Origin of the sequence: Kineococcus sp. TRM81007, from assembly GCF_022669155.1 — a bacterium.
Lineage (GTDB): Bacteria > Actinomycetota > Actinomycetes > Actinomycetales > Kineococcaceae > Kineococcus.
In genome coordinates this window covers 1-13,154 of record NZ_JALBVB010000035.1, presented here as the reverse complement: position 1 = coordinate 13,154, position 13,154 = coordinate 1, and the positions used below count along the sequence as shown (strand labels likewise).

At 74.3% G+C, this 13,154-nt stretch carries 18 protein-coding genes; 13 read left to right on the top strand and 5 right to left on the bottom strand.

Going from position 1 to position 13,154, the window contains the following annotated elements; all coding sequences use genetic code 11:
• Positions 1–3: 3 nt before the first annotated feature.
• Positions 4–543 (bottom strand): TetR/AcrR family transcriptional regulator, encoded by a 540-nt coding sequence (locus tag MN205_RS04835; RefSeq protein WP_242124847.1) that lies wholly within the window; start codon positions 541–543, stop codon positions 4–6.
• A gap of 102 nt (positions 544–645) precedes the next feature.
• Here MN205_RS04835 and MN205_RS04830 point away from each other — a divergent pair, with 102 nt between their 5' ends.
• Positions 646–2,241 carry an MFS transporter gene (locus tag MN205_RS04830; RefSeq protein ID WP_242124845.1) on the top strand — a complete coding sequence of 532 codons (1,596 nt, stop codon included), beginning with the start codon at positions 646–648 and terminating at the stop codon, positions 2,239–2,241.
• Between the two features lie 136 nt (positions 2,242–2,377).
• On the top strand, positions 2,378–2,563 hold the full coding sequence (locus MN205_RS04825) for a hypothetical protein (protein ID WP_242124843.1): 186 nt from the start codon (positions 2,378–2,380) through the stop codon (positions 2,561–2,563).
• Positions 2,564–3,101: 538 nt separating this feature from the next.
• On the opposite strand, the gene MN205_RS04820 is transcribed toward MN205_RS04825, so the two are convergent.
• Entirely contained in the window at positions 3,102–3,662 is a 561-nt protein-coding gene (locus MN205_RS04820) for a hypothetical protein (protein WP_242124841.1), read from the bottom strand.
• 194 nt (positions 3,663–3,856) lie between these two features.
• Between MN205_RS04820 and MN205_RS21165 the strand changes: the two genes are divergently transcribed.
• The gene (locus MN205_RS21165; RefSeq protein ID WP_305037166.1) at positions 3,857–4,513 is read left to right on the top strand and encodes a PilZ domain-containing protein; all 657 of its coding nucleotides are present in this window, start codon (positions 3,857–3,859) and stop codon (positions 4,511–4,513) included.
• Positions 4,514–4,679: 166 nt separating this feature from the next.
• Positions 4,680–4,949 (top strand): hypothetical protein, encoded by a 270-nt coding sequence (locus tag MN205_RS04810; protein WP_242124839.1) that lies wholly within the window; start codon positions 4,680–4,682, stop codon positions 4,947–4,949.
• Between the two features lie 121 nt (positions 4,950–5,070).
• Here the strand turns inward: MN205_RS04810 and MN205_RS04805 are convergent, their stop codons facing one another.
• From MN205_RS04805 to MN205_RS21540, 3 genes are all read right to left on the bottom strand, one after another.
• Positions 5,071–5,250, bottom strand: coding sequence for a hypothetical protein (locus MN205_RS04805; RefSeq protein ID WP_242124838.1), 180 nt, complete (start codon positions 5,248–5,250; stop codon positions 5,071–5,073).
• Positions 5,251–5,446: 196 nt separating this feature from the next.
• On the bottom strand, positions 5,447–6,580 hold the full coding sequence (locus MN205_RS04800; protein ID WP_242124836.1) for a Vms1/Ankzf1 family peptidyl-tRNA hydrolase: 1,134 nt from the start codon (positions 6,578–6,580) through the stop codon (positions 5,447–5,449).
• Between the two features lie 63 nt (positions 6,581–6,643).
• The gene (locus MN205_RS21540; RefSeq protein WP_242124835.1) at positions 6,644–7,051 is read right to left on the bottom strand and encodes a YchJ family metal-binding protein; all 408 of its coding nucleotides are present in this window, start codon (positions 7,049–7,051) and stop codon (positions 6,644–6,646) included.
• Positions 7,052–7,292: 241 nt separating this feature from the next.
• Between MN205_RS21540 and MN205_RS04790 the strand changes: the two genes are divergently transcribed.
• The 9 genes from MN205_RS04790 (at position 7,293) to MN205_RS04750 (ending at position 13,010) form a co-directional block, all read left to right on the top strand.
• Positions 7,293–7,823 (top strand): hypothetical protein, encoded by a 531-nt coding sequence (locus MN205_RS04790; RefSeq protein ID WP_242124833.1) that lies wholly within the window; start codon positions 7,293–7,295, stop codon positions 7,821–7,823.
• Positions 7,824–8,071: 248 nt separating this feature from the next.
• Positions 8,072–8,680, top strand: coding sequence for a DUF305 domain-containing protein (locus MN205_RS04785; protein ID WP_242124831.1), 609 nt, complete (start codon positions 8,072–8,074; stop codon positions 8,678–8,680).
• A 334-nt stretch (positions 8,681–9,014) separates the two neighbouring features.
• Entirely contained in the window at positions 9,015–9,428 is a 414-nt protein-coding gene (locus MN205_RS21535) for a heavy-metal-associated domain-containing protein (protein ID WP_242739410.1), read from the top strand.
• A gap of 160 nt (positions 9,429–9,588) precedes the next feature.
• On the top strand, positions 9,589–10,128 hold the full coding sequence (locus tag MN205_RS04775; protein ID WP_374115843.1) for a DUF4396 domain-containing protein: 540 nt from the start codon (positions 9,589–9,591) through the stop codon (positions 10,126–10,128).
• Positions 10,129–10,172: 44 nt separating this feature from the next.
• Positions 10,173–11,078 (top strand): F510_1955 family glycosylhydrolase, encoded by a 906-nt coding sequence (locus tag MN205_RS04770; protein ID WP_242124827.1) that lies wholly within the window; start codon positions 10,173–10,175, stop codon positions 11,076–11,078.
• 147 nt (positions 11,079–11,225) lie between these two features.
• Positions 11,226–11,531, top strand: a complete 306-nt coding sequence (locus tag MN205_RS04765) for a hypothetical protein (protein WP_242124825.1) — start codon at positions 11,226–11,228, stop codon at positions 11,529–11,531.
• A 161-nt stretch (positions 11,532–11,692) separates the two neighbouring features.
• Positions 11,693–11,941 (top strand): type II toxin-antitoxin system Phd/YefM family antitoxin, encoded by a 249-nt coding sequence (locus MN205_RS04760; RefSeq protein ID WP_242124823.1) that lies wholly within the window; start codon positions 11,693–11,695, stop codon positions 11,939–11,941.
• Positions 11,938–12,312 (top strand): type II toxin-antitoxin system VapC family toxin, encoded by a 375-nt coding sequence (locus MN205_RS04755; protein WP_242124821.1) that lies wholly within the window; start codon positions 11,938–11,940, stop codon positions 12,310–12,312. The genes MN205_RS04760 and MN205_RS04755 overlap by 4 nt, the downstream gene beginning before the upstream one ends.
• A gap of 95 nt (positions 12,313–12,407) precedes the next feature.
• Positions 12,408–13,010 carry a trans-aconitate 2-methyltransferase gene (locus tag MN205_RS04750; RefSeq protein WP_242124815.1) on the top strand — a complete coding sequence of 201 codons (603 nt, stop codon included), beginning with the start codon at positions 12,408–12,410 and terminating at the stop codon, positions 13,008–13,010.
• The last annotated feature ends 144 nt before the right edge of the window (positions 13,011–13,154 follow it).

Below are 13,154 nucleotides of genomic sequence, written 5' to 3'. Positions count from 1 at the left end.
CGGTCAGGCGGGGCGGGGCGGCTCACCCAGCAGGCGGGTGACGCCGGCGACGACGTCGTCGAGGTCGTCGGGGGCGACACCGATGGAGGAGCCGGCCCACAGCCCGTCCCCGACGAGCTGGACCACGCGGGAGAGCACGCGGTCGCCGACCTGCTCCTCGATGGCGGCGCGCCAGCCCTCGGTGGCGTCGGTGAAGGCGGCCGTGGCGCGCGCGTCGCCCTCCTGCGCCAGGTGCAGGACCGCGACGCCGGTCCGGGCCAGCGGGTCGTCGCGCTCCACGACGGAGGTGCGCAGGTAGTAGGCGGTGGCCCCCTCGGGAGCGGTGCGCATCTCGCGGACGTCGTCGTCCGCCATGCGGCGCCAGCGGTGGACGAGGCCGTCGACGAGGGCGTCCTTGCTGCCGAAGTGGTACAGCAGCCCGCCCTTGGAGACGCCGGCGGCGGCGGCGACGGCGTCGAGGGTGGCGGCGCGGGAGCCGGCGGCGACGAGCAGCTCGCTGAAGGCGTCGAGGAGCTTCTCGCGCGTGCTGGGGGCGCTCGTCACGCCCAGGAGGTTAATCGAAAGCAGCTGTACCGTCCGGACGGTACAGTCGGGGCTGCGCCGTCCGGACGGTGCACCTCCGAGCCACCGATCGAGGACTCCCCCGTGACCACGCCCGGCCCCCGCACCTCCCCCGAGACCCCCGCGACCCGCGCCGGCGCCCGCCAGTGGGTCGCACTGGCCGTTCTCATGCTGCCCGTGCTGATGATCTCGGTGGACACCACCGTGCTGAGCTTCGCCGTCCCGCACCTGAGCACCGCCCTGGCACCCACCGGGACCGAGCTGCTGTGGATCGTGGACGGCTACTCCCTGGCCATCGCCGGGCTGCTCGTGACGATGGGCGCCCTCGGTGACCGCTCCGGCCGGCGGCGCCTGCTGCTGATCGGCGCCGCCGGGTTCGGCGCCGTCTCCGCGCTCGCGGCGTTCGCCCCCTCCGCGGAGGCGCTCATCGCCGCCCGCGTGGCCCTGGGCGTCTTCGGCGCCACCCTCATGCCGTCCACGCTGGCGCTGCTGCGCAGCGTCTTCCCGGACCGCGAGCAGCGGCGCACCGCGTTCGCCGTGTGGGCCGGGGCCTTCGCCGGCGGCGCCGCGCTCGGCCCCGTGGTGGGCGGGGTGCTGCTGGAGCGGTTCTGGTGGGGCTCGGTGTTCCTGGTCAACGTGCCGGTCGTGGCGCTGGTCCTGGTGCTGCTGCCGCTGCTGGTGCGCGAGTCGCGCTCCTCGGCGCCGGCGCGGCTGGACCCGCTCAGCGCCGCGCTCGCCACCCTGGCCATGACGGGCGTCGTCTACGGGGTCAAGGCGCTGGCCGACCACGGCCCGGGCGCCGCAGCGCTGTCGGCGCTCGCGCTGGGCGTCGCGCTGGGCGTGACCTTCGTGCGGCGGCAGCAGGCGCTGGCCGAGCCGCTGCTGGACGTGGGGCTGTTCCGGCTGCCGGTGTTCCGCACCGCGGTGCTGGCCAACCTCATGAGCATCTGCGGCATGACGGGGATGCTGTTCGCCGTCTCGCAGTACCTGCAGCTGGTGCTGGGGCTGTCGCCGGTGCGCGCGGGCCTGCTGCTGCTGCCCGGTGCGGTGTTCTCGGTGGGTGCCGGGCTGCTGGCCGCGCGGCTGGCCCGGCGCGCCCGCCTGGACGTGCTCATCGCGACCGGGCTGCTGCTGGGCACCGCCGGGTACGCGGTGGCCGCGACCCTGGGGCCGGCCGACGACGGGGCCGCCACCCGCAGCGCGGTGCAGCTGGCGGTGGCGTTCGTGGTGCTGTCCGCCGGCGCGGGCCTGGCCGAGACCCTCACGAACGACGCGATCCTGTCCACGGCACCCGCCGACCGCGCCGGCGCCGCCTCCGCGATCTCCGAGACGGCCTACGAGGTGGGGGCGGTGCTGGGCACGACGGTCCTGGGCAGCGTGCTCAACGCCGTCTACAGCGCGCAGGTGCGGGTGCCGGCGGCCGCGGGCGCGGGGCAGGTCACCGCCGCCACCGAGACCCTCGGCGGCGCGGTCGAGGTCGCCGGGCAGCTGCCGGGCGCCGCCGGCGCGCAACTGCTGGACTCCGCCCGCGGGGCCTTCGCGCACGGCCTGGACACCACCGCCGTGGCCGGGGCGGTGCTCACCGCGCTGGCCGCGCTGGTGGTGCACCGGCAGCTGCGCCCGCGGGCGCGGGACGCGCGCGAGGTGGGCACCGCGGTCGCCGGCCGCTCCGGGTCGTGAGCGCGGGACCCCCCGCGGCCGGGGTGGACGGGCGGGCTGCGCGGCTGAACCGCCGCCACCACCGGCCGTTCGCGCGGCCGCCGGTGATCCGTGCGAACGTGGGAGCACGAGGCCGCCGAAGCCGCCGGGAGGCGCAGTGATCGTCGCGATGCTCATCACCACGGCCGTCGTCGTCGTCGCACTGATCACCGTGCTGATCGTGCGCGACCGCGGACGCGACCGCTCCGCTGCGCGCCCGCCCGAGCGCGGGGACTGGGACCAGGCGCTGTCCACCGGTGTGCCCGGCCACCACCGCGAGCAGGGCGGCCCCGGCGGGCAGTGACGGTGTCGGGGCCACCGGTCCAGCGGGCGGGGTGACCCGGCCGCTGATCGCCGTGCTGCCGACCGCGTGGGCCACCGGGGCGGCACCGCGGTCCCTCCACCGGTGACCTCCGAGCAGGTGCGGCAGCGCTGCTCGGCGGTCGCCGGGCAGTACGTCGACCTGGTGCCGGAGTTCATCGCCCACGCCCGGGCGGCTCGGCGAGGTCCTGACCGGCACCCGGCGGGCGATCCGGCCCGGTGGCGTCCTGGTCGCGGGTCTCTTCGACGCGGACGTGCTGGAGCCCTTCGAGCGCGTGGTCGTCACCGCCCACCGCTGGCCGGTCGGCGTGTTCTCCTCGCGGCTGGCCGACGCCGGTCTCGTGGAGGTGGAGCGCCTGCGACGGGCGCGGGACGGCGAGCGGCGGCCGCACGCGGCCATCGCTGCGCGTGCGGTGCAGCCGCTGCGCGCGGCGCGGTGGGTCACCCGGTGGAGCGGTCGAGCGCCTCCCCGCGCGCGGGTGCCGGGACCGGGGTGCGCTCGGGTGGGGCGACGCGCACGATCACCGCGCGGGGCGCGGCAGCAGGGCGGCGGCGCGGCGGCGGTGCAGCTCCTCGGCGGCGCGCAACTGCTGCTCGGCGCGGGCGGGCAGGGCCCGCACGGCGAGCGCCCAGTCCCCGTCGGGCCCGGCGCCGGCGTCGACGGCGTCGGCGAGCACGCGGGCGGCGACCTGGCGGCGGTGCAGGCCGGCGAGGAGGTCCTCCAGCTCCAGCAGGACCTGCACGGCGTCCTGCCTGCCGGAGGGCACGCTGGGGATGCGGTCGAGGACGGGCATCCGGTGCAGCAGCGGCAGCAGGCGGGCGGCTCGGGTGGAGGCCCACCCGACGCCGAGGACCGCCCAGTCGTGCGGTGCGCCGAGCCGGCGCATGGCGAGGCGGACGGTGGCGCGGTCGGCGGTGACCTGGCGGCGCAGGTCCCCGAGCACGGCGCGCTCGGCGGCGAGACCGGGGTCCCGGGAGACGCGGCGCAGCTGGTCCAGCAGGGCGCTCACCCGGGCGAGCTGCTCGTTGAGGTAGGCGGCCAGCGCGGGGTCGGCGGCCGCGCGCGGGCTCCGCAGGCGCATCAGCACACGGGTGACGCTACGGGGGTCGCACGGGGGTGGTCGAGCCGGGGCGGCCGGGCCGGGCGACCGGGTCGGGAGCGGTGGCGGTGGTGACCTCCACCCGTCCGGGGGGGTGGAGCCCGAACGGGTGGAAGCGCCCCCTGGCGTGACGTAGCGTGTTGATGAAACTACTCATGGCTGATGCAGGGGGACGGATGAACAGCGCTCAGGGTGGTCTGCTCACGGGCGGGCCCGCGGTCGACACGACCGTGACCCTCATGCCCGCGACCGGCGCCGTCGACCACGGCCCCAGCGTGCACACCGGCACCGTCCTCTCCTGGACCGCCGGGGCCGCCGGTCTCGTCGTCACCAGCCACGTCGCCGCCCCGCCCGACACCGTGCAGGCCCTCGACGGCCAGCGCGTCTGGGTCAGCACCGAGGCCGGCGAGCCCGGCGCCGTCGTGCCGCACGCCGTCTTCCAGGCCGTCGCCCAGGCCCACCGCGCCGACGAGCTCGCCCTGACCGGCGTCATGCTGCTGGCCTCCGAGACCCGCCGCGGCGCCGTGCGCGTGCCCGCCTCGCTGCCCGTGCACCTGACCACCCCCGAGGGCGTCGCCGACGCCCGCACCGTCGACCTCTCGCGCAGCGGCCTGCGCCTGGAGACCGAGGACCTGCCCGCCGAGCACACCGAGGTCGACGTCGCCCTCGAGCTCGACAACGGCCAGGAGGTGCACGCCCGCGGCGAGGTCGTGCGCGTCGACGACGCCTCCCGCGAGGCGGTCGTGCGTTTCGTCGAGCTCGACGAGGGCGCCGCGGAGGTCCTCGAGCGCAGCGTCCTGTCGGAGCTGGCGAAGCAGAACCGGGGTTCCTGACCCCTCCCGAGCCGGTGGCCGGGCGGCCCCTCCCCCGCCCGGCCACCGTCGTGGCGCGGCAGGGGGGCCGCGGCGCGTTTGACGGGGTGCCCAGCGGGTAGCGGACGAGTGCGGCGCCGACCGCGCCGCGACACCGACGACGCGATCCGCCAGGAGGCGACGACCCGTGGCCAACGTCCCGCAGCCCGTCAACGACAACACCATCAAGGTCCGCCAGCTCAGCCACTACCAGTTCTCCTGGGTGGCCGGTGAGCCCGGGCAGAACGGCACCTACACGCTGCAGCTCGTCCTCGACGAGGGGGCGTGGGAGGAGGTCCTCACGCTCACGGCGGATGACGCGGACGCCCTGCAGGACCTGCTGGAGAACACCGAGGTCGTGCACTACGACATCGAGCGCCGCACGCTGATGTTCGGGGTCACCCGGACCGGGGACTGAGCGGAACCGCTCGGAAGGCGGCGACCCGGGGGATCCGCGGGCGTTCTTCCCCAACACTCGAAGCCCCCCGGGCCGCCGTCACCAGTTGACCACGAACCGTTCGCGCAGGCCACCCCGGCGTTCAGGTCGAGGCGTCACCGTCGACGTCCCGCCCGGACCGCCCGGTCCAACCGCGGACCAGCAGCCAGGCACCACCGGCGACACCCGCCCACGCCGGCCAGCGCAGCACCCACCACCACTCCTGCACGACGGGCGGGGCGCCCAGCCCGTTCGGCCCGTTCGGGCGCAGGTGGGTGGACACGGCGTGCAGCGCGATCCCCCGCGACGAGCACGAGGACGCCGAGGACCAGCAGCCCGCCGTCCCGGCGGGCGGGTGGTCGCCGGGTGCCGGGGCGTCGCCCTCCGCGCGAGCTCACCCCTCCACCCTGCAGGACACCCCCGGCACCCCGCGTCCCCCGATCGGCGCGCCGCCCCNNCCCCGGGGCGGCGCCGCGGTCCTACCCCCGGGTGGAGGCGTCCGCGTAGCGCAGCACCGCACCGATGCCCTCGACGAGGTCGGGGCGCTCGGCGACCAGCTCGATCTCGGCGTCGGAGGCGGCCAGCGCCCGCACGACGGCCGCGTCCGCGCGCACCTCGACCGGGTCGGTGGCGCCCAGGGCGCGCACCTCCTCCGCGGAGGTGCCGATCTCCAGCGGCGAGGCGCCGACCCAGAGGGTCCTGGAGTCCTCGCCGGGGCTCGGGTCGTCGCGCAGCAGCACGGTGCGCACCTGCCCGCGCCGCAGCGCGTCCACCACCGGCGCCAGGCCCTTCACGGCCCGGCCCTCGCGGCCGACCTCCTGCTCGAACTCGTCGACGACCGCGTCGCGGCGGCGGCGGCGCACCTCCTCCAGCGCCTCGGCGACGGCGGCGTTGAACGACTCCTCGTGCACGCCGGGGTGCCGGCTGCCGCCGGGCACGTCCACGAGCAGCTCCAGCACGGGCTTGGCGGCCTTGCCGCGCAGCGCGGCGGCGGCCTTGGTGTCGCCCGTCAGCAGCACCACCTCAGGGTGCTGCTCGCGCACGATCGTGAGGAGCTCCTCCGCGACGGCGGCCGCGTTGTGGTCCCAGGAGTCCTGCACGGCGTGCTGGAAGCGCAGGTGCGCCCAGCCGCCGCCGGGGATCTTGTGCAGCAGGTCGTGCCCGGCGGTGACCTCGCGGACCTCCTCGCTGCCGCGGGGCGCGTCGGAGCTGGTGACGGTGATGTCGGCGCCGGCCCGGTCCAGCTCGACGAGCACGTAGCGCACGTCGTCGGCGAGGGAGCGCACGAGCGGCATCAGGTGCGCCACCGGGCCGCTGACGGCCTCGTCCTGCGCGGGCGGGTCCGGCAGGAGCACGTCGATCTCGATGCCGCCGGCGGAGGCGATCAGGCCGCGCCCCACGGGACCGCCCACCTCCGGCGGCGTGGTGGCGATCCCGTCCAGCGCGACCAGCGCGGGTTCAGGAGCCCCCTGACCGGCGAGCGACTCGCGGGCGTCCTTCCAGCGCACCTCCAACTCGTGCGCGCCCTTCTCCCTGTTGCGGGAGACGTCGACGTAGACGCAGACGTGGGGGCCGGGATCGGTGGCGACGGGCTTGAGCCAGTCCAGCTTCACGGACGGTTCCTCCTCGGCAGGTTGCGACCGGGTGTCCTTCGTCCTTACCCACCGTGCTGGGCCTCAACCCCGCGACACGCCGCCCACGGGACCGGTGTACGTCCAGCGCCCGCCGTCGCGGCGGAACGCGGACACCTCGTGCTGCACGTCGCGGCGGCCGCCGTCGCGGGCGTGCGCCTCGAACTCCACGGTGCCGGTGTCGTCGAAGGGGCCGCCGGCGGTCGTGGACAGGACGAGCAGCCGCCGCCAGCGCGTGCCGGTGCCGGTGAGGTCCAGCTCGGCGGGGCGGGTCGCCGGGTCCCACGTGCGCAGCAGGTACGCGCGGTCCTCGCGGACGAAGGCGGTGTAGCGCGAGCGCATCAGCGTCTCGGCGGTGGGTGCGTGCTCCCCCGCGTGGTACCGCCCGCAGCAGGCGGCGTACGGCTCGCCCCACCCGCAGGGACAGGGCGCCCGGTCGTCGATCTCGCGCACGCGTTCACCATCCCACCGATCCCGAACCGGGTCGCAGCCCCGGCGGACGGGGCGACAGCGGGGGTCGTCGTCCAGCGCACCGGGGGACCGGACGCTCACGGGTGCGGAGTGGGCGGAGGCGGCGGCGCTGTTCGCCGAGGTGACGGGCCTCGACGAGCGGGTCCGGCACGCCCGGAACGACCACCGCCGGGCGCAGGCGGCCTGCGCGCAGCAGGCTTCGGCCGCTCTTAGCCTGACTGACGTGCAGCAGGCGCGCAGAGACGTCAGGACCCGCCCGGTCCTGCTGCGCGTGCTGCTCGTCGTGGCTGTCGTGGTGGGTTTGTGCTCCATGCACGTGCTGGCCGCCGCGGTCAGCCAGCACCACGCCGCGGTCCACGAGACGTCGAGGCCGACGGTGGTCGCGGCCGCAGCAGATCCTGCTGCCGGTGCGGCTGGCGGATCTAGCTCCTCAGCTGGTCATGCGGCAGCGTCCGCGGCGCGCCACCGAAGCTCCTCGCGCGCTGAGGTGCCCACCTTCGCGGGCGCCGCACAAGCCGGCGTGCAAGCGGCTGACGATCACCACGACCACCACGGGGTGCTCGACTGCGTGCTGTTCCTCAGCGCCGGCATAGCGGTGCTGCTGGTGCTGGTGGCCTGGGCGGCTCACTGCGCGCTGCGCCGCTCGTACCGGCTGCTGCCCGCGTGGCGGCGTGCACTGCTCACGCTCACGCCCTGGCGTGGTCCACCGCCGATGCGCTGGCCACGCACCTGCCTGTGCGTGATCCGGGTCTAGACCCAGCGAACGCGCCCGGCTGCTCGATGCGATCGACGCACCAGCGGCTCGCGGTGCTGCTTCGTCGTGCCTGAACCCCACCTCGTGCAAGGAGCTTTCGCGTGCGTACCACTCTCGTGTCCACCCACCTGGCTGCCGTGGTTCCCACCCGGGCCAGCGCCCCTGCGTGGCGGCGTTTCAGTGTCCTGGTCGCGGCCGGGACCTTGTCGCTGACCTCGACCGCCTGCGGTGGCCAGGACGCTGGATCGATGGACCACTCCGCCATGGGCGGCTCCTCGGCCGAAGCCTCGCCGAGTTCCACAGCCGGCACCCCGAGCAGTGCGACGACCGGCTCGAGCACCGCGGTCGAGGCCGAGCACAACGACCAGGACGTGATGTTCGCCCAGATGATGGTCGTGCACCACCGAGGCGCGATCGAGATGGCGCAGATGGCCACCACCCGAGCCTCCGACCAGGAGGTCAAGACGCTGGCTGCGGCCATCGAGGCCACCCAGCAGCCGGAGATCGAGGAGATGACGTCCTGGCTGCAGGCCTGGGGCGAGCCGGTCGAAGCGGGCTCCTCCGTGAGCGGTGACACGAGCGGCGACACGAGTGGCGATATGGACGGCATGGACCACTCGATGGCCGGGATGATGAGCGAGGAGCAGATGACGCAGCTGCACAACGCCACCGGCGCCGACTTCGACCGCATGTTCTTGCAGTTGATGATCGAGCACCACACCGGCGCGGTGCGCATGGCCGAGACCGAGCAGCAGCACGGCCTGAACACCGAGGCGCTGGAGCTGGCCGACTCCGTCGTGATCTCGCAGAACGCCGAGATCGACCAGATGAAGCAGGTGCTGGCAGCGATGGGCTGAGCCCACCCCCTCAGCAGTGCTCGCTCAGCAGTGCCTGATCGTCGCTGAGCGCCGGCAGCGTCCTCGCCGGCACCGTCGGCCCCACCCGCACGACTGGTCGGGCCGACGGTGCCGGCGAGGACCAGCGCACGTCGGCAGGCGCTGAAGGGGTCAGAGGAAGGGGTCCCTCCAGCGTGCCGCCCGTGCTGCAGCAGACCTGCCGACGCCTCCCGCCGGAATACCCCCGTGGGGTACCTGCTTGCAGGAGAGAGCCACGTCCGGCACGGGTGCTGCCCCGGGCGTGCGCCTGCAGCAGCCCCCGGAGCTTTCCCCGCCCCCCCTCCAAGGAGAAGCCGTGATCCAGGACATCGCCCTGACCGACGGACCCGTCCAGACCAGCACCGGGTGCGCCTGCTGCGCCCCGGCCCAGGACGCAGCCGACACGACCGCCAGCCCGGCCACCGCCAGCCCGGCCACCGCCAGCCCGGTCATCGCCAGTCCGGTGCTCGGCAGCCCGGTCACCGGCCAGGACACCGGGTCCCGGGAGGTGAGTACGGTCTACGGCGTCTCCGGGATGACGTGCGGGCACTGCGTGGCCGCCGTGCGCGAAGAGCTCAGCTCCCTGGCCGGTGTCACCGACGTCGAGGTCGACCTCGTCGCCGGCGGCACCTCGACGGTGACGATCACCGCCACCGTCCCGCTGCAGCAGGCGGCCGTGGCCGCCGCCGTCGACGAAGCCGGCTACGCGCTGGCTGCTTCGCCCCGCTGACGTGCACCACTGACGTGCACCACTGACGTCCACGACTGACCTCCGCCACCGTCTCGACGCCCTCGAGGAGGCCGTGATGTCCCACGACCACACCGGTCCGCACACCGGTCCGCACACCAGCGCGCGCACCGCCGGTTCGCCGGCCGCTCAGCACCAGCAGGTGGACGGCCTCAGCGTCCACCACACCGGCGCCGACCAGGAAGCCGACGCCGGGCACGGGACCCACGCAGGGCACGGCTCGGGGCACGGTTCGTCCCGTGGTGCGACGTCGTGGGCGATGGCTGCCCAGGCCACGCTGCACTGCCTGACCGGCTGCGCCATCGGCGAGGTCCTGGGCATGGTCATCGGCACCGCGCTGGGCTGGAGCGCGGTGGCCACCATCGCCCTGGCGGTCGCCCTCGCCTTCGTCTTCGGCTACGCGCTGACCGTGCGCGGGGTGCTCAAGGCCGGCGTGGGCTTCCGCACCGCGCTGAAGGTCGCCCTGGCCGCCGACACCGTCTCCATCGCCGTCATGGAGATCATCGACAACACCGCCATGGTGGCCATCCCCGGCGCCATGCACGCCGGCGTCGCCAGCTGGATCTTCTGGGCCTCCTTGGCCGGCGCCCTGGCCCTGGCCTTCGTGATCACCACGCCGCTCAACCGGTGGATGATCTCCCGCGGCAAGGGCCACGCCGTGGTCCACGCCTACCACCACTAGGCAGCACTGAGCGAGGTCTGCGTACTACGAGCCGAGAAGGACTGATGACTGCACGCTCCCGCAGGCGAAGCCGGTTCCTGCTGCGGACCGCCACGTTCAGCGCCGCGGTCCTGCTGGCCGGTTGCTCCGGTGCCGAACCCGCAGCCGTGGAGCACCACGGTGGTGATGCTGAGCGCGGTGACGCCGCGGCCGCCACCGCTGCTGCCACCGCCTTGCCCAGTGCTCACGTGCACGGCGTGGCCGTCAACCCTGCCGACGGCCGGGTGCACCTGGCCACCCACGACGGGCTGTTCCGCTACGAGGACTCCGGCCCGGTGCGAGTGGGACCGGCCATCGACCTGATGGGCTTCACCGTCGCCGGCCCGGACCACTTCTACGCCTCGGGCCACCCCGGTCCCGGCGTGGACCTGCCCGATCCGGTGGGCCTGATCGAGTCCACCGACGGCGGGCGCACCTGGCAGGTGCTGTCACGGCAAGGGCAGTCGGACTTCCACGCCCTGGCCGCCTCCGACGCCGGCGTCGTCGGCTTCGACGGCGCCGTGCGCTCGAGCCTGGACGGGACGACGTGGCACGTCCTGGACGCTCCCGTCGATCCGCACGACCTGGCCGCCTCCCCCGACGGAGCGGTGCTGATCGGAACCAGCGAGACCGGCCCGGTCCGCTCCACCGACGCCGGGCGCACCTGGTCGGCGATCGAGGAGGCGCCGCTGCTGCAGCTGGTGGACTGGGCCGGTGGTGGCACTGTCGCAGGGGTGAGCCCGGACGGGACGGTGGCGCTGAGCACCGATGCCGGCACGACGTGGAGCACGCGGGGGCAGGTCCCAGGAGCACCGCAGGCGGTGGGCGCCGACCTGCAGCCCGACGGCACAGCACGGATCCTGATCGTCACCGAAGAAGGCGTCCACGACTCCCGCAACGGCGGGGCGAGCTTCGCCCCGGTCCCGTCCTGAGGACGAAGACGGGATGGGGATGTGTCGCGCCGGTCAGTCGTCCTCGCGCCGCCGGCACCGGCAAGGCTGCGCAGGCAGTGCTCCAGCAGCGGCTCGGGGAAGCCGTCCGCCAGGCGATAGCACACGACGCGGCCCTGCTTGCGCCGGGTGATCGGCCCGGCGGTGCGCCAGCGGGTCGAAGCACCACTGGAAGTCAGCCTGGAGCCCGGTTTGAAGGTGCTCGGCACCCGCTACGCCCGGCTGCTGGACACCTCCGTCGTCTTGGACGTCATCTTCCAGGACGGCAGCGGTGACCTGCACCTGGTGCGGGTGGACCTCACCGCCTTCTCCGAGAGCTCGGGAGGAGTCACGGACGTGGAGCAGTTGGCGCAGGAAGTGGTGACGTCCGTGGAGAACGTGGGCTCGAACGTCAGCGTGGGAGTGCAGCGGACCACGCTGCACCACTGGCGCTGACCAAGCCCAGACCCGATCGCTGAGCACCGGCTCGCCGTGCCGTCCTGGCCAGTGCCATGTGCGGACGCGCCGCAGCGCGGGATGACCGTGACGTCGTAGCAGCTGTCGAACACCGCTTCCACGCGGTGGACTTAGTCCGACTTAGTCCTTACCGTGGGGTCATGACGCAGACGGTGAACGTGCACGAGGCGAAGACGCACCTGTCGCGCCTGCTCGAAGCGGTCGAGCGGGGTGAGGACGTGGTGATCGCCCGTTCCGGGAAGCCCGTGGCTCGCCTGGTGCCCGCCCGCTCGCGCGGAACGCGTCGTCCCGGGGCGTGGAAGGGCCGAGTGGTCATCGCCGCTGACTTCGACCACACCTCCGAGGACCTGGTGGCCGCCTTCCACGACGACGTCGAGCCGCACCTGTGACGACCTTCCTCCTCGACACCCACGTCCTGCTGTGGTGGCTGAGCGACGACGAACGACTGCCCGAGCGCATGCGAGCCGCCGTGGCCGACGGCGAGAACGAGGTGTTCGTCTCCGCGGCCTCGGCGTGGGAGATGTCGATCAAGGCTGCGCTGGGCAAGCTGACCGTCCCGGACGGTCTGCACGAAGAGTTGGAGCGGCAGGGCTTCACCGAGTTGCCGGTCACCGTGGACGACGGCCTGGCCGCCGGCGCCTTGCCGCGCCACCACGACGACCCCTTCGACCGCATGCTCATCGCGCAGGCCGCCCGTCGAGGGCTGCGACTGCTCAGCGTCGATCGACGCTTCAGCGACTACGACGTCCGACTCCTGTAACCGGTCAGGGACTCCCCCGACAGCGGGATGAGCGCGCGGTGCGCCCGACCTCGGCTTCACGACGCTCGGGCGAGGTCGTGGGTAGGGTGCGCCCGGTGAGCTCGCTCGACGTGCAGCGGGCCTACTCCTCGCTCGCGCAGCAGTACATCGACCTGCTGGGTTCGGTGGAGACCGTGCACCCTGACGACCTGCGGCTGATCGAGCAGCACCTGGGGCACCTGAACGGCCCGGTCCTGGATCTGGGGTGCGGTCCCGGGCACCTGACGGGCTTCCTGCAGTCCTCGGGGTGCCAGGTGGCGGGCATCGACCTGGTGCCGGAGTTCATCACCCACGCGCGCCAGGCGCACCCGGACGTGCCCTTCGAGGTGGGCTCTCTAACCGACGTGGCTCGCCCGGACGCCTCGGTCGCCGGGGTGCTGGCGTGGTACTCCCTCATCCACCTCGAGCCCGGGCAGCTGGACGGGGCGCTGGCCAGCATCCGCCGGCTCCTGGCCCCTGGTGGGTCGCTGGTCGTGGGCTTCTTCGAGGGTCAGGCGTGCGAGCCGTTCGAGCACAAGGTCACCACGGCGTACCGGTGGCCGGTGGACGAGCTGGCGAACCGCCTGGCCTCGGCGGGGTTCGTGGAGGTCGAACGCTCGCAACGGCCTCAGGGGGGCGAGCGACGTCCCCATGCGGTCCTCGCTGCCCGGGCGGTCTGACGGCATCGGTGATCAGCCGTTGGCAAGGTGGGGATGAACTCTGCCATCGACAGATCCGGGCGGTCGGCGACGTCCTGGCCAGCGGGATGACCGTGAAGTCGCATACCGACGTACCACCTCCGCGACGGGCTGGCCCTACCCGGC

Excerpts from the sequence above, each read along its gene's own strand:
- MN205_RS04820 (WP_242124841.1), bottom strand. The coding sequence starts at position 3,662 with ATGCGCCTGCGGAGCCCGCGCGCGGCCGCCGACCCCGCGCTGGCCGCC.
- MN205_RS21165 (WP_305037166.1), top strand. The coding sequence starts at position 3,857 with ATGAACAGCGCTCAGGGTGGTCTGCTCACGGGCGGGCCCGCGGTCGAC.
- MN205_RS04785 (WP_242124831.1), top strand. The coding sequence starts at position 8,072 with ATGGACCACTCCGCCATGGGCGGCTCCTCGGCCGAAGCCTCGCCGAGT.
- MN205_RS04770 (WP_242124827.1), top strand. The coding sequence starts at position 10,173 with ATGACTGCACGCTCCCGCAGGCGAAGCCGGTTCCTGCTGCGGACCGCC.
- MN205_RS04760 (WP_242124823.1), top strand. The coding sequence starts at position 11,693 with ATGACGCAGACGGTGAACGTGCACGAGGCGAAGACGCACCTGTCGCGC.